At 34.2% G+C, this 20,170-nt stretch carries 15 protein-coding genes; 1 reads left to right on the forward strand and 14 read right to left on the reverse strand.

What is annotated here, in order from left to right; genetic code table 11:
• Positions 1-134 precede the first annotated feature (134 nt).
• The 12 genes from C1X07_RS03855 to C1X07_RS24910 all read right to left on the reverse strand — a co-directional run bounded on the left by C1X07_RS03855 (position 135) and on the right by C1X07_RS24910 (position 16,795).
• On the reverse strand, positions 135-4,067 hold the full coding sequence (locus C1X07_RS03855; RefSeq protein ID WP_103068627.1) for a hypothetical protein: 3,933 nt from the start codon (positions 4,065-4,067) through the stop codon (positions 135-137).
• A 71-nt stretch (positions 4,068-4,138) separates the two neighbouring features.
• Entirely contained in the window at positions 4,139-4,900 is a 762-nt protein-coding gene (locus C1X07_RS03860; protein ID WP_103068628.1) for a YopT-type cysteine protease domain-containing protein, read from the reverse strand.
• Between the two features lie 140 nt (positions 4,901-5,040).
• On the reverse strand, positions 5,041-6,678 hold the full coding sequence (locus tag C1X07_RS03865) for a hypothetical protein (protein WP_103068629.1): 1,638 nt from the start codon (positions 6,676-6,678) through the stop codon (positions 5,041-5,043).
• An 11-nt stretch (positions 6,679-6,689) separates the two neighbouring features.
• A complete protein-coding gene (locus C1X07_RS03870; protein WP_103068630.1) occupies positions 6,690-7,757 on the reverse strand; it encodes a polyprenyl synthetase family protein in 1,068 nt (355 codons plus the stop codon).
• 25 nt (positions 7,758-7,782) lie between these two features.
• On the reverse strand, positions 7,783-9,174 hold the full coding sequence (locus C1X07_RS03875) for a hypothetical protein (protein WP_103068631.1): 1,392 nt from the start codon (positions 9,172-9,174) through the stop codon (positions 7,783-7,785).
• A 36-nt stretch (positions 9,175-9,210) separates the two neighbouring features.
• Complete coding sequence (locus C1X07_RS03880; RefSeq protein ID WP_103068632.1) at positions 9,211-10,563, reverse strand: hypothetical protein; 1,353 nt, start codon at positions 10,561-10,563, stop codon at positions 9,211-9,213.
• An 11-nt stretch (positions 10,564-10,574) separates the two neighbouring features.
• A complete protein-coding gene (locus C1X07_RS03885) occupies positions 10,575-11,159 on the reverse strand; it encodes a papain-like cysteine protease family protein (protein WP_103068633.1) in 585 nt (194 codons plus the stop codon).
• A gap of 18 nt (positions 11,160-11,177) precedes the next feature.
• Complete coding sequence (locus C1X07_RS03890) at positions 11,178-11,849, reverse strand: hypothetical protein (RefSeq protein WP_103068634.1); 672 nt, start codon at positions 11,847-11,849, stop codon at positions 11,178-11,180.
• Positions 11,850-12,258: 409 nt separating this feature from the next.
• The gene (locus C1X07_RS03895) at positions 12,259-13,146 is read right to left on the reverse strand and encodes an AraC family transcriptional regulator (protein ID WP_103068635.1); all 888 of its coding nucleotides are present in this window, start codon (positions 13,144-13,146) and stop codon (positions 12,259-12,261) included.
• A 49-nt stretch (positions 13,147-13,195) separates the two neighbouring features.
• Positions 13,196-13,660, reverse strand: coding sequence for a DUF3291 domain-containing protein (locus tag C1X07_RS03900; protein WP_103068636.1), 465 nt, complete (start codon positions 13,658-13,660; stop codon positions 13,196-13,198).
• A gap of 201 nt (positions 13,661-13,861) precedes the next feature.
• Positions 13,862-16,246, reverse strand: coding sequence for a porin family protein (locus C1X07_RS03905; protein ID WP_164914082.1), 2,385 nt, complete (start codon positions 16,244-16,246; stop codon positions 13,862-13,864).
• A gap of 402 nt (positions 16,247-16,648) precedes the next feature.
• Positions 16,649-16,795: a hypothetical protein gene (locus C1X07_RS24910; protein WP_164914083.1), complete on the reverse strand. Its 147-nt coding sequence runs from the start codon at positions 16,793-16,795 to the stop codon at positions 16,649-16,651.
• A 169-nt stretch (positions 16,796-16,964) separates the two neighbouring features.
• Here C1X07_RS24910 and C1X07_RS03910 point away from each other — a divergent pair, with 169 nt between their 5' ends.
• The gene (locus C1X07_RS03910) at positions 16,965-17,699 is read left to right on the forward strand and encodes a DUF6261 family protein (RefSeq protein ID WP_128755185.1); all 735 of its coding nucleotides are present in this window, start codon (positions 16,965-16,967) and stop codon (positions 17,697-17,699) included.
• Positions 17,700-17,927: 228 nt separating this feature from the next.
• Here the strand turns inward: C1X07_RS03910 and C1X07_RS03915 are convergent, their stop codons facing one another.
• The gene (locus tag C1X07_RS03915; protein ID WP_103068638.1) at positions 17,928-18,992 is read right to left on the reverse strand and encodes a hypothetical protein; all 1,065 of its coding nucleotides are present in this window, start codon (positions 18,990-18,992) and stop codon (positions 17,928-17,930) included.
• A 3-nt stretch (positions 18,993-18,995) separates the two neighbouring features.
• Positions 18,996-20,039 (reverse strand): hypothetical protein, encoded by a 1,044-nt coding sequence (locus C1X07_RS03920; protein ID WP_103068639.1) that lies wholly within the window; start codon positions 20,037-20,039, stop codon positions 18,996-18,998.
• Positions 20,040-20,170 lie beyond the last annotated feature (131 nt).

A 20,170-nucleotide genomic window follows, 5' to 3' on the forward strand; every position in this document is an offset into this window, starting at 1 on the left:
CATCAAATCTTTAACGGATACTCGTTTATAATGTCGTATTATTTCTTTTGAATTTTACTGCGAGTACCAATTATAGTTACCATATTTCTAAAATGTATTTCTTACCATAAGTTGTAACTACGATTTTATTTTCTTTAGCTAAGCAAATTGACTGCATTTACAATTGGACAAAAAGCACTAATTGCAGATACGATTGCCTGAGCTTCTTTTGACGAAAGTCCGAAAACGTTTTGAAGAATTCCTTTTATTTGATCTTCTACCCACCCTAGTACTTTAGCTGCCATTTCTGCCCAATATTTTGGATCTGTAAAAAGTTTAACAAGAAAATCTTTTACTGCTTCAAAGAGTTTAGAAGGTAAATCAGAGAGTTTACCTACATGGACATCTAGGCTAATTTTTCCAATTGAGTGATGATCTCCTCCCAATTCAAAACCAGCTGTAAAAAATGCTCCAAATGTACCATTCTCTAAATCTGCATAAATATCTGATTCGGCATAGACCCCGGTATTAATATTCCAAGTTCCTAATTTCCCAAGATCAATTGCTCCAATTCCAACATTAACTTTGCCATCAATATTGAGTTTCTTTGCGGTGAAATTTCCAGTAAGAATCCCTTCAAAAAAACCACCAAGAGAAGAACCTGAAACCTCAAAATTAGCTCCACTTTTATTAATATCAACAAAAATACCATAACCAGCTCCAAGAATAGTCATCTTTCCATTGATAAAAAAATGTGGTTCCCTGAATTTTTCTGGTGCACTTTCCTGCGTAAATGTAGAAATAGACACTTGTGGTCCTCCCGAACCTTCTTCTGCCCCTATACTAAAGAAATTATCAGAAATGAGGCTTATTTTATCCATTTGAGCATCTACCTTAATTCCTTTATTTATTTCAATATCTATATCTACATCCACCTTAAATAAGAGAAATTGAATACGCCCACTAATTTTCATTCCTTGAGGATAGAAAAATGTTCCAATATTTACACCAGATGGAGAAGGAACAAAGTAAAGTTGTGCTTCTTTAGAAACATTTATAACTCCCTTAGAATTTTTTATTAATTGCCAATGTGTTATAGTAGAACTATCTCCTGATCCCGATTTTTCGGTAATATACCATTTTCCATTTTCTGAATCATTAAAGATCATCATACCTTCACTAGTACTGGGAAAACTTGATTGCTTACCATAATTTATAAAATCATTCTGAATTACTTCTCCGTCAAAATTGTTTAAAGCATTTTCCAAAGTAGTTGCCGAGGAACCTTTAGGAACCTCAAAGGAACCATCTTTAGTTCCTTTAATAGCTACCTCATCCAATACAGATTTAATTGGTGTAGGTAGTTCTTCATTAGCCTCGCCAACAAGTTTATCCACCACATCACCCAAAGTAATATCACTTAGAGCTCCAGCAACCATACTTTCTGAAGGGTTAGAGGTATTAATAAGTACCGCCAGAGTACTATCGAATAGATTTTCTACCATTAATTCTCCTGAGAATCCAAAACTTGGCAGCCCCTCAAAAGAAATACCCAATTCAATTGCCAATCCTCCTAATTGTAATGGTCCTATTTTTAAAGGTTTTTCTACTTTCAAAGTTCCAGAAACAAATACGCCATTAGCAACTACACTTAGTACAACATCAAACTCAAGATTAGTACTATCAAGAATTGTTTTAAGTGAAGCGGTAAGACCAAAAGCAAAACTATCAGATCCACCTGCAATTATCATCATTGTCCCTGTTAAACATGTATTTTGGTACCCCAGTTGCCCAGTGCATGTTCGTTGGTTTATATCTTTAACTGGAGTAAGAAAAGTGGTTAATGATATCCCAAGTTGAAATTGTTTTTTCTCTGTAAGGTATGCCAAGAAAGCATCTAACTTTGTTCCTTCAGGAATCTTTAAAATATCAATTAACGCCCTTAGAATCTTGTTTTTTTTGGTAAAAACAGTACTTGTATAGAGAAAGAACCCTGGTTGAATTCCTTGTGCAATTGCTGGTAATGTAATTTTAGAATTCCCTAAGCTTGTTTGGTTAAATTGTTTAAAACCAGGGAAGGTAAATGATTGGTCTTTTAAGGTTGAAACTGCTAAAGTAAATGTCTGAAACGGAAACCAGGAAGCAAATGCTTGTACACTATCTCCTACTCCACCAGATAAATTACCAAGTTGATCCAACTCGATTTGTAATCCTGCCGCTACACCCCATCCTGTAGCTCCTTTTTGAAGCACAAAAGCTAAGCTTCCTATTTTGTCTACTACCGTTCCCAGTTCCATTTTATAATCGGCTCCCTTCTTTTGGAGTATAACATAGGATTGTGTAAAAGTAAGATCAAAGCCTTTTGGTACATTTATTTGTTTCTGAATGAAAAAAGATACTATTTCACTAAGTGTTACACTTGGAAAGTTTCCTCGAATGATAACATCTCCAGGTATGTCGTAACGAGAACTTAGTGTAACCCCAGCTATTTGTGCTGTACCAGAAAAACTACCACTTAAATCTCCTGTTTTTGGTTTTAACAAAAACATCCCCACGTCACTAAACTTTAATTCAGTAACCCCGAGAGGAATAACCCAAGGTGTGGGTTGTTGTGCCATCATGAGCATTATGGAATAGTAATTTCCTGGAGACACAATAAGTTCTAAAGCATTAATTGAAAGATCACTTACAGGTGGGATTCCTGGAGCGTATGTTGACATTAGTTGAGACAATGGTACATTAAATCCATCAGGAAGTGAAGCTATTATTACAAAACCTGTTGTTTTTTGTGCAGCAATGTTTACTTGTACTCCTTCGATTTCAAGGTTACCTCTCACCAAAATATTTACAACACGTGTTTTTGAATCAAATGGATTTTGAACATCTAACTTTGCAGAGACCGATGCTACTTCAAAATGTCCTGGCCATATATCCCAATTAAGTTTTGGCATACCTATAGTTACAGAAACAGCTCGAACATCTAATTTTTTATCAAAACCAATTGTCACACTTGCTCCTTGAATTCCTAATCCACCTAGGTTGCCATTTTGAATACTATCAGGAAAAGAGCTAAGTACATTATTTATTCCAAGAATATCTATCAATTGACCAAAATTTCCGATAGGAGAATCCTTAAAATTTGCAATTAATTTTGCTGTTTTTGTTCCTGGTGGAGTCACTGCTGTTACCCCAATTTTAGAAGATGCACTAGGTATATCAAATATTCCTGTATATGCTATTGTTGTAGTATAGGTACTATTTTTTCCAAACCACTCTACTGTAGCAGCAGAATACATTCTAAAATAATCTGCATCAAAAGTCATATTACCTAATAAGAAAGGTGCTACGGCAAAACTGGCTTTTAAATTAATTCCAGGTGCAGTTCCTTTTGGATCCCAAGGAAACTCCCAAGGTTTTAGAGCTGGTGTAATTACTGTAGAACCAGGAACATTAATAGTACCCTGTAATTTTAAACCCCCACGCCCCCAAATAAAAGTTTCAAAAACACTTAAAATCTCGGTAGGTGCCATGTCAGCACGAAAATTCGTACCTATGATTAAGACTTGGTCATCTACTGTTTGTTCATAGGTAGATACAAGAAATTGTGCATTGGTCATTACCAATGAATCTAAAGGACTAAATGGATCAGATCCTGGTTTGGACACATCTATAATCTTTGGTAGTTCAGGAAAACTATCAGAAAATTTCCAAGGAGTGGCAGGTGGAGTTTCATCAATTACCGTAAATACAAATAATGCTTGTACATTACCATCAACCATAGTTAATGTTGTTTTTGTAATGGCTCCATTAGTTTTGAATCGAAAACTACTTATTCCTGTAATAATGACATCTGTACCATCAGTAGCTTGATTTGCTTGTGCATCAGTAATCTCGATAGGTTTATTATCAAATGCTTTAAGAAGAATAGCAGGAATAACCTTTTTTTCATCTATCGATGATAAAGTTGTTCCATTAATTATAACTTTTCTTCCAGGAATAGTTCCATCTTTAGAAATTTGAAGCAACGTTCTGATTGGATTATCTACCACCTCCTTTAACCCTACATTTTCTGATGTTTTATTCGCCATACCATAATTTATTTTAGTCCCAAACTACTTTTTACGACAATTATCTATTTAAAATTAATCCTTTATAGAGTCTAACTTCTACCTTTTATAGCTGTGAAAGAAACTACCTCAAACTTTGTATAACCACTAGTTTTATAGATCTTATTCCACACCTCATCGCTAAAAAAATCACTGAGCCTTTCTTCTGTTCCAAAAGTAAATTGCCCCAAATTAGCGTCAAAGAATTGAAATATCCCTGGAAAATTAGAGGACGCGGATAGATCTGGTCGAAAACCAAAGGCAATAGCGTGCCCAGTACCGTTATCCCTTCTCATTCCAACAAAAAAATATGACGGTCCTTTATCTTCTACAATATCATTCATATCCACAAAAATCTCAATAGGCGCAAGGTCGGCATCAGCATCTTTTATTTCTTTTACAGCATCCATCCCTGGTCCAAACCGTTGTTTTATACGATTACTCTTTAAGGTTCTGATAGAAGCCATAACTTCAGGTTTATTTGCTGATTCAGCCGCCTTGTAATTAGCAATAAGCTGAGCCATATTCTGTTTATATTGTACTAGCATTGCTTTCAAAGCTGATTGAATTTCTATATATTTTGCCGGAATTCTATTAGTTGTCGGATCCACTTTTGATGTATCACGAATATCATTTAAAAAATTAAATGGACCAGGTGCTCCCACTTGAAAGGCAGTAACAAAATCAAAAGCCATTGCTGCACATACACCATTGCTATTGATCTCTTTTAATAAAGAATCTGAAGATTGATCTACCCAGACCACAAATGCTCCCTTATATTTTTTGACAATATCTATCCAAGTTTGTTTATCCATACTAATCGTGTTAAATATTAAGTTATCCCTATGCCAGCTATCGTTAGAAATTACTTCAATAAAAATTCTTTCTTTTTATGTAATACATTAAACCTACTTCCAAATAGGAACTAGAATTTTGAAAACCTTATTATAAAAATCTAAAGACTATTTTCTAGTTCTTTATTGGCTCCGAGTTGTTGATTAAGTAAAGCTGTAATAAGTTTTGTAACCTCATTACTTATAGCCGAAAGATGATTTTGGAACTGACCATTTACCGCAGAAACAATTTTATCTTGAACTTCTGAAGTATTCAATACTTTTTGAACTGCGGGACCAAGACCAGTTTGGTCAGATATAGTGATCTGCATATCATTTACATTTGGAACCTTATATGTAATTGAATCAAAAGTTATTACCAATTCACTGGCGTCAGCTCCACTAGGAGTAACAACACTTGTTAATGAAACAGATTTAGCTGTTATTGTAACTCCGAATTTTAAAATCCCACCAGTGTATGATGCTGAAAAATCTGCGGTAGCAGAAGTACCAGAACCTAATGAACCAAGTAAAACCAATATATTTAAAGTTGGCGGTGTTAAAAGCATTTGATCTGCTGGTGCGGTTGCATTAGGAAAACCAGTAACTACAACATTGGATAAGGTTACATTTGATAATTTGAATCCTGCAAAAATCTCAAAAGACCCAATAGAAAGATCATCTGGTTTAAAAGGGTTTAATGATGGATTGTTATAATTCTTTAATAATGTTTGAACATACCAACTACTGCTTGGATTATTTAATGAATAACGAATTCTATCAAATATATACAGATCCACTTTATTTGTACTCTTTTGTCCTGTATCACTTGGTAGCGCTCCAGTAACAGGACCTAAACGAGTATCTAGGAAATTAGCAAATTGTTCTGTCATTGTATTAGATAGCGCATCAATGTTAGTTGGAGTGTTAAGAGATGCCTGCATTTGTGTAAATACAGCGTCACTAGCCTCTGGTGCACTCATAAAAGAAGTAATAGATGCCGAAATTAGATCTTGATAGTCAGAGATATTACTCAATTTTGCGTCTACATCTATAAATTTGGGAGCCTCTGCACCACTTGTAATCAAGGATAGTTTTGTTACTTGCACATCCAATCCAGCTCGTTTTGGTTTCACTCCAATTTTTATAGAAGCAACAAAATTTAATTGAGTGATATTTGCTGTAAATATTCCATTTCCAACGATAGAAATTGGTTTCGCATTCGGGTCTTTACATTTCTTATCCCCCAAGTTATCTATAGTACACAGGTATTGCGTTAGAATAAAAGGTGTACTTAATGCAAGTGGTGTTACCTTCTGTCCTGGTTGTAACCCTTCTGGATTTCTTGTCCAATAATTAAACTGCATATTAACATCTGCTGTTACTGTTGCACTTGCCTCATCATAATTATAATTATCAAACCCAGTAACAAAAACATTATCTAATCCTTCAATCACAACTTTATCAACACCTTTATCATCTTTTAATTCTAAGGACGGTTCTGGGTCGTTTGGATATGGGATTGCTGGATCTCCATTAAGAAGAAAATATTTGTCAGCGATATTTTTTGCAACTGTTAATCCACTTGTGCCTCCCAATTTACCTACAGTCCAACTATCTTCTTTTAGAGGAAGAAGAGGTTCCCCATCTCTTTGAATGTTTGATAATATTTTGGGAAGAAAGTTCTTCGATTTAGGATCATTTGCGGAAGCTTTTACCGTAAGAAATATAAACGAAAATAATTTTGAATTACCTGCCATAATAAATTGTTTTAAATTTTTCTATCGATGGTATAAAGTGCTATTTCTTCTAAAGCATCTCTATATTTATTCTTTTTAAAGTGTTTTAGGTACTCCAATGCATCTAATGCTTCATGTCTTGCATCGGCATACGATCGTTCAATAGCTTGTGTAGATTTTATTGCTTCTATTTCTGCACTCACATCTTCTGGAACTGCGATTTCTCCTCTAATGATTCGGCTTACGGTATGTGATCTTCCTAGTTCTTCCATTGCATAAATAATTGGTAAGGTTACCCGTCGTCGTATCAAGTCAATTCCTAATTGCTTTCCTGAATCTTTCTCATCTTGTAAAAAATCAAAGAGATCATCCATAATCTGAAATGCTCTACCTACGCGGCGTCCGTAGAATCCTAACCTTCGAGATTCTCCCGTACGACTTTTGGCTAGAGCCATTCCTGTCTCACATGCCAAACCAAACATAATAGCTGTTTTTCTTTCAATTACTTCAAAATATCGCTGTTTTAGTGTTATCAAATCCCAATCTGGATCTGTTTCTAATTCATCCAATTCTCCAGCACAAATATTAAATGCAGTATCCAAAACCATTTTTACTAATCCCATTTCACTATCTGTTTCTACAGCATCTGTGAATGTTCTGATGGCCTGAACAAATTGTAAATCTCCAACCAATATTGCAGCATTAGTACCCCGTTGAGCATTAACAGAAGTTAACCCCCTTCGTACAAGGGCGTCGTCTATAATATCATCATGAATCAAAGTAGCTACATGAAGCATTTCGAGAGATACACCCGCTTTTATGATCTTGTGTGACAATTCTTCTCCTCCTCGTAGCATACGTGCAGATAAGAAGAGCATAATTGGTCGTATTTTTTTACCTCTTTTATAGATTTGACGTTCTGTCTCTGATAGATATTTCGATTGTGGTGTTAATGCCGTTTCCAAAGTTTCTTCAAAACGAATCATATCACCATCTAGTAACTCTTCGAGTATACGGTTTAAAGGGTTGGATCTACCATTGATTCCTGCTTCTAGCACACTCCCTCTAGGCAAATCGATTTCATACTTAGTGTTTTCCAATGTATAACTTAATTTATGGTAATTATTAAATCGCTGTAATCGCCTGCAAAGCAGATTTCTGTACGAGTTTTTCTAAGGTTAGTTTAACCTTACTCTGAAGTAAACTTTTTACAAAATGAATACTAGTTAAACGTTCTCTAACAACATCTGCTGTTTTTCCTTTCCAAAAAGAATCATCTATTTCTATTGCAAAGCCAGGAAGTGTTATCTTCGATTCACTAGTTTTCCATTCTGCTCTTTCTTCATCGTACCTCAACGTTACTGATGCTTCGGTTTCACCAAGTTCGGCCCAACAATCCCCTTCCCATAATAATTCTGGTTTAACTCCTTTTATTTTCATCATTTCTTCTTCAAAAAGAAACAACCGTTCCCTAATTAATGCTCGCTCCTCTCCTCTCAAAATTCTCCAGCCATTATTACGTGCTTCTTCATCTGCGCCACCATCTTTACTATCTTGATCATTTGCTTGATCTATCATGTTTTTAAATTCTGAATTCGATACCTTCTTATGTGATGCATTATGATCATCTAGTGTACTAAATACTTGTTCACCAGTCATTGGATCTGCTCCAGAATCACCAGACCCCAAACTATTTACTGTTTTATTAAAACTTGCAGCTGCTAATGCTGCTTCACTATATTTGGTTGCTAATGCGGTGTTTCCTTCTTTCTTTGCTTGAATCGACATAACCTGAAGTGCAAATGCAACATTTGTCTGCTGTGTACCTGCATTATTGTTAAACGGAAGGTTGTTTGCATACAATTTTGTCTTTGAGTTTACAATTGTATTATTGTTAAGAGCATCATGCGTATCTCTTGACATTTGTGTTGTAACCCCCTGTGCCGCCCATAACTTTCTTAGTGTATCACTTACTACAAATGCAGAATTATAAGATTCACTGTGCTCATTATATGTTGACATTAATGTTGGTCCATGAACCGTAGCTTGAATTGGTGTTTTTTGGTCTCTTGCTTGAGTTAACATTGCATCAACCTCGGTCGATGAAAGCGGTTCTACTCCACTATCTGAAGCTCCTGCTTCTCGTGAGTAATCTTCTCCAAATTCTCTCATGTTACCAGCAGTATCCATTGTAATTTGACTGGCATACTTACCATTAATTTCATACTTAGCTTTCAGTATCATTTCATCTATTCTCATTTGAATATGAACTTGATTTTTGGATTCCTTAAAGGATGTAGAGGTTACATTAAGACTCTGAAGACCGTTTAATTTAAACTCTTTGAAACGAAAGGAAAGATGACCATTATCAAAATCTACATCTTCTGGCATTTTTGCATGAAATGCAAGTGGATAAAATGGTGTGTCATTTAAAATAATATTTTCTTGCTCTTTTTTTAGATCAGCTTTGATTCCTGCTTCAAGAGACTTCCAATTGTATGTTTTATTGTTTTTCATGATTAATTGTGTTCTAATGATTTACTATTATTGCCATTAAGAAAAAGCTATGGAGAATCCTTCAATAATATAATTATCTCCTTGTGGAACGAGTGCTGCTCCGGGCTCTGCCGAAAGTGTTACATTTATTCCTTCTATTTGCTTGGTTACAGAGGCATTTTTCCAGACTTCGATATCTTGTGCATTATTTTTAATGATATCATTTACTATTTTTCCTTTAAAAATTGCAGATAGTAAATCAACAAATCCTGCTGCAGCTGCTGCAAGTGCAGATCCTATTACTCCACTCCATTTTGGTGCAGCAATAATCTGAACAGAATCTATTTCTCCAATACTCACTTCAACACTTTCTTTGGTTGTTACTTTTGCAGTAAAAGGGATATCTAATGGATTAGGTTTATATTCAATCGAAAAACTTGAAACCACTTTGTCCCAATTTTTAGGATCCGAAATCGCATCAATAGCGGTACCTATAGGACATAAAACTGTTTTGGCAATTGTTGTTGCAGTCCCTGATAATTGTCCATACCCACTAATATCAATGATACTTAAACTTACCAATGTTTTTCCTCCAGAAATTTTACCAACAGCGCTTTTTAAGGTTCCTTTAATCTCTGCACTTGCTTTTGCTGCACTACCTCCACTAGAATCTGATGCTTCTAATGGAAGATTACTTAGTTTTTCTTCAAGTACCGTGTTGATTAATGATATCCCTGCTTGTAAATAGATTTCTTCAGAAGGTGGAGGTGTATAGTCATCCAAGTTTGCTGCCTCGCTGGTTTTCATAGATGTTGCCAAAACAAGCTCATTCTCATTAGTGATACCCAGTATAGGATCCTGAAATGTGGTAGTCGTATATTGTGTTGGAATTTGTGGAAAAGGAATTGCATTCATTAGCCCATTAACAGTATCTAAAGCGTGCGGAATAATAATGGCATTTACTATTGCTTTTGTAATTCCGTCCTTTTTCCATTTACTTTCGTCCAGCCAAACAGAAAGTCCTGTAACATTGAGTACATTTTTGGCTAACGAAAATTGAGCATACACTTCTATCTCACCAGTTCCTGTTACAGATACTCCAGCAATTGTTCCTGTCACTTTTACACTAGACAGGAGCACCTGAAACACATTATTTGTTGGAGGTTTTCCTGTTTTCTGTACTCCATCAGCACCATAAGACGCTTGCCATTTCTCGTCTGAAGGTGAAGTGAGCAATACAGTGGGCACCTTCTCTATTACGAATTCTACTACAACTGCAATGCCTTCGACATCTTGCGATATCTTTTGTTTAAAAATTTTAGATTGCGCTGTAGAATTACCAAAAAAACTTTCAAGTGTTGTATTTATACCACTTTGAGTAATCCCCACAGCAACGTCAAAACTTGCCATATCTATTCTATTTATTTTGTTGTTAATTTATTTGTCCAAAAAGTCTCAGTCCAAACCGCACCTCCTTCTCTATATTTTTCAGGGAATGTATCATACAGTTGAATACTTGATCCATGCAATGAATCTTCAATGATAAGATTTCCTTCTTCTGCGTTGTACCCTTTTACAAGTATATAATGTGCTCCTCCTTTAAACCATTCTAGTCTAACTCCAAGAGGTCTCCCTTGATTTATTTCGAATTGGATGCGTTCAAAAATGGGTTTACCTAAAGTCCAATGACTAAAACTACCTACAAACTTTAGTGCTATATCCAATTTGAAATTGATATTCTTCTCTTGAATTTCAGATTCTGTATATTTACTTTGATCATAATCTACATCTCTAAGTATTTTTTTTACCAAAGACTTTTGCTTAATAGTACATGTTTGGTAATAATTCCCAACCGCACTTGCAATTGCAGCCCAACACCATCTGGATTTTAATTGCTTATTGATATCGATTGGCAACCAGACATCAGAACCTTTTATTTTTGGAGCTCGATAAAATTCTCCCAAAGTAGATTTCTTAGCTTCATTCGAATCAATAAAAATCTTCATTAAAATACCAGATATTGGTTATAAACTAGTGCATTGTGGTAGAACACCATCCAAGGCATTATTGATTGCTGGAGTAACAGCTCCTTCTATTGTATTGATAACGGATCCTTTTACTAACCCCAAAATAAAGTTTTCTAGAGGATGAAGTAAGCTATTAAAGATCCCTAGCCCATCAATATCTACATTGATATTACCATAGTTTAATCCAGGATTTTTTACATCGATCTCTGTCAAACACAATTTTTCTCCAACAGTTGCATCAAAATCTCCCGTTGCATTAATGCTTACTTTAGAAATGGTTACATTTCCTCCAATTCCTACAGAAGGTTTTAAAAACCCACAACCTGCCTTAAATTTTCCTCCAACATGAATACCTAAATTTGACGTTACAACTGCTTCTAGTTTAACGGCTCCATGAAGAGTTTTGCCATCTTCACTTGTAGTTGCCGAAGTGATTACTAGAGAATTGATATGAAGGGAAGAAAGTCCTGTAAGGTTTTGCAGTGCATAACTAGCTACTGCTTCAGCCGTACAAATACCTAGGTCTATACTTCCTATTTTATCTGATCCAGATGCTACATGAATCATAGGATCCAACCCTCTGGATTTAATGGCTGATGTAACAGCAGAGTTTATATCAGATAGTTTTGATTTAATTAATGCGTTTAATAGATCTTGAAATTGACTCATAGTTGGTTAGTTATTTAAAATATTGTTTAGACTCTTTTAATCCTGATTTATTCAGTGCTACTAAGCTACATCACCCTTAATGAAAATAATATTTCATCATATTTCATATTTTGTCAATTGAAACTGTGAATAGAGCGAACGTCTCAAAAAGATCTACACATATTACCTAAAGGGGCTTCTACTTAAAGTAAAGAGCAAACACACCTGGATTACAGCTATACATCAAACCATGTAAACCAATATCCCATTTTAAAAATAACAACATGATATACAGACATTAAAACAGCACTAAGTAGTATTCAAGATTCCGAATATTAATTAGTGCTGTTTTAAAAATTAAGAGCATAGGAGAAAGAGTATTGCCTTTGAATCATGTAATTATTTTTACATGACCTCCTAACAAGTTTACTTAGTGTTTTTCTCTAAATAACTTTGGAGAAATAGATACATACTTTTTAAAAAATTTCCAGAAATATGCAGAATCTTCAAAGCCCAATTCATAAGCAATTTCAGAAATACTGAGGGAACTAAAAATCAAAAGACGTTTGGCTTCTAATATAATTCGCTCTCTAATAAGCTCGCCAGCGGTTTTTCCAGTAGATTTTTTTATAGTATCATTAAGGTAGGTTGGAGTAATATGTAGTAGAGATGCATAATAGCTTACTCCTCTTTCTTTCTTGTAATATTGATCTATCAAGTTTCTAAAATTTTGAATAGTAGTGTGATTTACACCACTATTTTCAATATTTATATCTTGATACACTTGTCGTAAGACATGAACCATCAGGATATTTAGGTAATTACTTATAATCTGATCTTTTTCTACAAACTCATGAATACTTTCTTTCCAGATATCTAATACAATACCATGAATTACTTTTTCTTCAGCTTTATCTGTTTTGACGACTAATACAGTATTGTTAATCGTTTTGTTTATCTCTTCGAAACTAGAACATACACCTTTTTGAGTCAATAGAAGATCTGGAGAAAAATGAACTACAAATCCTTTAAAATCATTGGAGATTTTACAGGCATGTACTACACCTGGGCTGATATAAAACAACGACCCCTTTTCCATTCGATACATCTGTTCGTCGACCATGATGTCCCCAAATCCATGAGTAATCCATATAATCTGAAACAAATTAAGATGGCGATGCGGGCGATGTACCCTATCAGATTGTTCAGGAATCTCTTCAAGGCGTTTGATGTTAAAAAAAGAAGCTACTTCATCTTTAGTTTCATCGCCATACAGACGGTAGTTCGGTATTTTTTTATCAGATTTTAAAAACATCATTGACTGTATGCATATTCATTCTTGTATAAATATAAAGAATATCATACACTTAGATTTCTTCTCCTTCGGGATTAAATATTTTTTTAAAAGTAAAAGCCCCGGCAGTCAAACCATTTTTATCTATACCTTCAAGTTTGGACATGGCTTCATGCATTGTTGGTATATGATCGCTGTCGATCCACCATAGTGCCATATGAGGGCTTTTCATCCTTTCGAACCATTTTCTACCTGCTCTTACAAAATAACTGTGAGCGGTACCGTATGTAAAATTCTTAAGAGTTTCGAGATCTTCCCATACAGACATATTAATTAGCATCATATCATCTTCTAAGGGGGATTCTATATTCGCTGCGGCACTTCCGTCTTCATCTTTTAACCTCCAAATAAAACCAGGACTTTCATCAGCCATTTTATTTATAGGATCCAGAAAATCTACAAATTCTTTTAATAAAGGGGAGTCCAAAGGAGCTTTCATTCTTGCAATATTAATCTCTGCGATATACTTTTTACTCATATTTTGATTGCTATTATTATTTAGACTTTCAAAATTAGAGATAAGAGGCTCCTTAGTTTACACCATAATCACGGTTGTTTCTGTACTTTTTACAGAAATCATATTGTTATACCAGTTACACTTTGAATTTACCGCAATAAAATGTACCTAGTCATTGTTATTTCTTTATCAAAATGGTACGGTACCTGCAAAAATAGATTTTTATTCTTTTAGAAGTTTATGAAATGCATCTGCCAGTCGTATCTCTATAAACTTTATAATATGCTCTTCTGACTTTTCGTTTTCATACATTGAGAATACTTTTGAAGCATTTCGTTTTTTGAGTGCTTTAATGACTCCATCTGGATTTTCGATATCTTGTGGTTTCAAATTCCATTGTAGCAATGATTGCAGCAACACGGTATGTGATTCATAACGTTTCTCTAGTATTTTTTGTCGCTCCAGATCTTTTGAATCTTTTTCTTCTGCACTATTAATTTTGGCACTAAGTACTGTAAATTCATCTCGGATCTGACGATCAATTTCTTGTGCTTCGCTAACCAGTTTTAGGTAAGCTTTATATATCTTCTCATTATAAAATTCTGCAAATTCTAAATAAGAGTCCATTTCTTTAAGGTAACCAACTGCTATTTCTTTATATACTCTTTTATCTCTTTCTTCTGTTTCTAAAAGCTGCTCCTTTAATTCACTAACCTTTCCTTTTTTGTCTTTTATAATATGTGCAAATCCTTCTTTTTCTGGTAGCGATAACAATTGCGGTGTAATCTCTGTGGGCAGCCCTTCAAAACGATAGGTTCTATAATTGATTTTGATAGAATCATTATCTTCTTTTGGTGTTTTAGGCTTTTTGGCTTTCTTTTTAAAGTTTAGTTTAGGTTTCTTTAGTCCAAACGCATAGTTATACCCAAAAGTTGCTGTAAACTCACTTAATTGTCCATTACTACCTCCTTCTCTAAACAATTGCACGGCGTTAAGATTAAAATTATGTCTTTCTTTTAGCGTATAGGTAACAGCACTTCTAAGGTTAACTACACTTGTATTGGTTGTCGAACTATTAGAACTGTTATAACCAGATGAAAGTCTTACATTCAAGGTTTTCTTTAAATATCGTTTACCTATACTTATAGTAGGTCCCCAGGTAGTTGATTCTTCTCTGCCAATGGTATTGTAGGTGCCATTAACAGCCGTACTAATACTTAGGTTTCTTTCAGAAAAATTTATGGTATGCCCTATATTCATATTATGAAAAGTAGATGCATCTCCCAGTCTTACGATCCCCCCCTGCTCATTAGCCACATCATTAAGTGCATAATTGGTAATCAGGTTTTGTCTCGATGTTTTTTTGTTGGATAGTACATAACTCACGGTTAATGTTGCGGTTTGAGATAGCTGTCTATAATCTAACTCTTCTATTTGTTCATCTAGCAGATCAGCATCATTAATTTCATCAAACTGATTGGGTTTGATATTGGTAAATGTGCTAAAGTTAGAATAAGAACCAGAAATATTTAACCGCTCTGATAGTGCCAGGGTACCATTTAACGAGCCTACTGTTCTATTGGTATTGTTGGCTTTTAAATTATCCAAGTCATCTCTTTGGTATCCAATATTAAGAGCTAGTGTTAACCGATCTCTAAAAAAAGTATTAGAGGCATCAAAAGTTATATTTTCAAAGTCATTATTAAAGTAATAGGCTCCCAAGGTCTCATAACCGGGATCAATACGTTCGTATCCCACCCCAAGATTTACTCTACCTATAGCGTATCCCAATCGGGTTTTTACCGCATTATAATATTCTGTAGAAGCTCTATTATTAAATAGCGTGGCTATGGGTGCGATTTCTGTATTTTCTGTCTCCTCTGCTCTGGTATCTTTGGTAATAGCTGTAGCGGCATATTCTGCCTGTAGGCTAAAACTTTTCCCCAGTTTCACTTCCCCTTCTACACTAACTACCAAGTTTTCTTGTGGTAATACTCCTTTTACTTCAGGTATAGAGTCAATAGAATTTTGATCATCTTTTGCATAGAACCCAATCACTCCAATTTTATATCGTTCTTTTTCAAAACTAGTTTTTAGTCCGTACCCCATACGGTTATAGGCTGGGATGGTTCTTGGATCATCGTCATCTTCTGTGGCTTTAAGCAATCGTCCTGCCATAGCACTTACTTTGATAGCTCCCGGGGGTGTCAGATCAACTCCTCCACCTGTAAACTGGTGTCCACTAAGGGTATAGGGAGAAAAGGTCATACTCACATTACCAACATGCCCGGTTATCCATTTATACTTAGGGTGCAAGCTTATACGATTAAAATCAAAAGGTAACTGATATCCTAAATCCTCTCCCTGATTCGAAAAACTATAGGATATCGGTATCGAAAAACTATAAATACTTATATTAAGTGCTCCTTGCAAAAAGTATGTGTATGGCTCTCTATTATTATTTTGATTAGAGTTATAATAAATCCCACTCGCAGAAACCTGTCCACTAATTTTAAATGGCTTACTCTGGGTAATAGATTCATAGTCCAACGTTTGGGCGATGGATATAAAAGGTAATAGTATAAGTGCGAGTAATAGTTTTCTCAAATGAAGTACGCCTGTAGGTTAATATAGAAAAGATTTAGGTTTTGGGTTCTTACAACCTCTTCATACTAAAGAAATTGAAGGTGCGAAACTACTAAAAAAACAGGAGTCAGCAAAGAAAAAAGGTGCTAAAGTGGGTGGTTTTATCATAAGCGAATTACTGTAATTCATTACTAATATGGTAAGGTTTTTTGGAAATGCATTTTATCATTACCTGACAATAAACCTCTTTTATCTATAAAAATCGTTTAAAAACTTGACAGAAAGGTTCTGGATTTTAAGAATGTTGAAGATCCAGAACCAATTTATAGTACTTTTTGTATAAAATCCCTCTCTCTTGATGATATCTTATAAAATGGTTGTGCTCATACCATTTGTATTTTGAATTTAGTCGTTTGTAGTCGGTTATATTTGCTCTGCAATGATTGCAGAAGGACTTGTTGCCATGACAAGAGCTTCCGCAAGCATTGCAAGACCCATTGTTGATACGACAATCGCATCAGCAAGTAATGTAAAGGCAATAGTTGTGGTGTAGATTGACTCTGCAACCATTGCAGAGCTAATTGTAGTGCTTTAGATACCTTCAGCAAGTATTGTACAGGGTAGTGTTTCATAAAATGTGTTAACAACTCATAGCAACAGGTAACCTTTTGCTAGTTAGAGACATATACTAATATGGTGGATATTTCCACTCTTATTATTAACTTAAAAAATTTAATAAATGAACACACCTTATTTGAACCGTTATCGTAATGGAGAGTATTTACAGTATATGACAGATTTTCTGGATCTACTGAGTAAACAGGACTTACAAGTATTGCAACTTACTACACAACAAGAAACTCTAGAACCTATTGTTGCAAAGATCGATGCTGCATTTAAACAAAGTTACGGAAGTGGATTAACCCAGGAAGTTATAGCTCTTGATGAGCGCAGAGATCGTGCAATTGTAGGATTAAGAAGTGTTGCAGATAGCTACAAATATCATTTTGATAAGAGTATTTCTGAGGCAGCCACAGCATTATATACGAATATTGCATCGCATGGGGATAATATCCAACGTCTTAGCTACCAAGAAGAGACAGCTGTTATTAATAGCATTGCCAAAGATTGGGATACCGAACCAGAGTTAAAAGCTGCTGTTATGAAGCTTGGTCTAGAAAACTGGCATGAAGAATTAAAAGAAAGTAATGCTAACTTCTCTGTCAAATATCTTGATCGTGTAGACGAGGCAGCTTTGAATCCATTGGCAGATATTCCAGAGCTAAGAAATCAGGCAACAGAAGCATACCGAATATTGGTTAATCATATTAGAGCCCATGCTACTCTTAGTGGCAAAGAAACTTACAATATTATTCTTAACCAGATTGATGTTTTGGCGGGGCAATATAATCAAGTAGTGACAAACCGTTCTAACAACAGCTCGAATGATAATGATTCATCAACGGAAATCTAACTCACATTGGGGGGCTGACTTTTTAAAAATAGTTTAGAGTACTACTTTTGGCACGAATCAACATTATTATTTAGCTAATTGTCGCACTGGGCTATTCAATAAAAACTCAGGAAAAGCTTGTCGAAGTGCTCCTAAATTTAGGTTTTTATAGTCTTCGACAAGCTTTATACATTAAAACCAATCTAAAAAGATTGGTTTTAATGTATAGTTTTATGTCCTTATATTTTATTAAGCTGATTCTTTCTCAAAAATATGGAGAGTGTTATTTCTATCCAATACTCCAATCTTTCCTTCTGATATTTTTAAATCCCGTAATAAACTCAAAACAAAAGAATCTTCTGTTTGTATCTTTAAATCATGATTCCATACAATTTCGAAGTTGTTTCTATCCATAACAATAACTACTCCTTTTGGTCCATCATAAAAATAGAAATAGTTATCATCAAATTTAAACCCTTCATTTCCTCCCATCTCACATTGTAATCCCTTTAACGAGGAAGCCATATTTCTCCATACTTTTTTCGGATTAGATTTATTTAAATCTACTTCAAAATAATCTTCTCCACTAATAAGAATAATCTTACCTGTATTACTGTCTAACTTATATTGCGAACTAATATACACATGCCCTAAATCTTCATACCATCCCCTTTCTGTATTATTTTCTATAGCGTAACCTAAGTAATGTTTTTCTTTTCCTGTATCTATATCAACTCCAAGTAAAAAACCATTATTTAAAACCATCCATAAGGTATTATCATATACTCCTAAAAAGCTAGTAACTTCTATACTATTCAATTCGGTTGACGTGCGATTGGCTTTAAATCCTTTTTTGTTTAAAACTTGACAGACCCATATTGGTTTTCCATCAAACACCTTTCGGGCTATTATATTATTGTTATTGTTATTAAAAATTTTATCTTCAAAAACGATGTTTCCTATAAATTCGTTAGTTTCAAATAAAATTTTTTTTTCTTTTAAAGAAAAAATGCCAAAGGTCTGATCAAATAGCCCTCCAGAATAAAATTTCATATATATATTGTTTTGGTCTACAATAGAAAAGTGAATTTCACTTTCCAATTCAATTTCCTTAACAACACATTCTTTATCTATATATTGAATTTTATTGCCTAATAGATTATAAAAAAAACTCGATTTCAATTCATAATCATCTTTTAATACTAATAGTTTCTTATGATTTAAGAATAAGTTATTGTTTTTGATATATAAGAGACCACATGAACTATAATTATAGTCTTCAATTTTTTCTATGTCTATATTAGAGCTATACATTTTTCAATTTGTTTTTACAAAGTCAAAAATAAATGTTTTTAAAACATCTTTATGTTCCAAAATTTGTTTAAAATTATTTTTGGTTATCTCTATTTCTTTTCCTTCCAATTTAATTTTCTTTCCTCTAAACAAATCTCCTTTTTCTTTCCAAATATCATCAACATTATTTTTAAATATTTTCTTAAACTTATTCTTCCAAACCAATTCATCTGCTTTAGAGACATTAAAAACATAGTTTAACTCTGTTAAATCCGTTATATCTTTTAAATATTCTTTAAATTGTTTTATATGCTCTTTTGTTCCAAAACCATCTGGCAAATAACTTTTATACTCAATGTATTTTAATGTTTTTCCATTTACAAATTTAAGGTCAAAAAAGTTGTCGGATGTATCAAACTTACCTCCTAGACTTGATACGTCTTCAGCTTTATATCCTTTTTCTCTCATGTCTTTAAACATGTGTTGGATACCATCTCTTCCCCTAAAATTACGAGTTAATAGCTCTTGTCCAAACATTTTACTATCCATTTTATCACCAAACTCCTTTAAACAATACGTCGTATTATCTATAATCTCATGTAACATAGGCATATATGCTTTATATCCACCTGTATCTGGACAAGTTGCACAGCGTACATCATTATAAGCTTTTAAAAAATTCTGTATTCCTCCAATTTTTGGATGATCAAACAATGAAACAAGTTCATCGCTTTTTAATACTTTACCTAAGGTCTGTAAAACATCAAAATCTTTTGCAAAGGATGTTTTTTTACCAATACTATTTTTAAGCAATTTCCAAGCCGCAACAATATCCTCTGTCAAATCATCAATATGCTTCGCAAAATCTGGTGTATCTGCAATATCATCTAATAACCTAATCACATCCCCATCAGCTTTATTGATAATATCCGCTTTTTGTAGCAGTTTACCTACATTATCAGCCCCCAGTTTTTCTACCAACTGTTTTGCTTTATTTATGCTGGTAATATTAAAGCCGTCTTTTAATTGATTCGCTAGTGCTTCAAGGTTACCTAACTCTTCTACCACTACACGATAAGCGCCATTGGTATCACTTACAATTTTAAGTATTCGGTTTTCGAATTCTTTGATACCATTATGAACACCAATGCCTTCGGGTAACTCTAAGGCAAAGACGGTATTTCAAATAAATTGGAAAT

The organism is Aquimarina sediminis (assembly GCF_002895435.1).
In the GTDB taxonomy this organism is placed as follows: Bacteria; Bacteroidota; Bacteroidia; order Flavobacteriales; family Flavobacteriaceae; genus Aquimarina; species Aquimarina sediminis.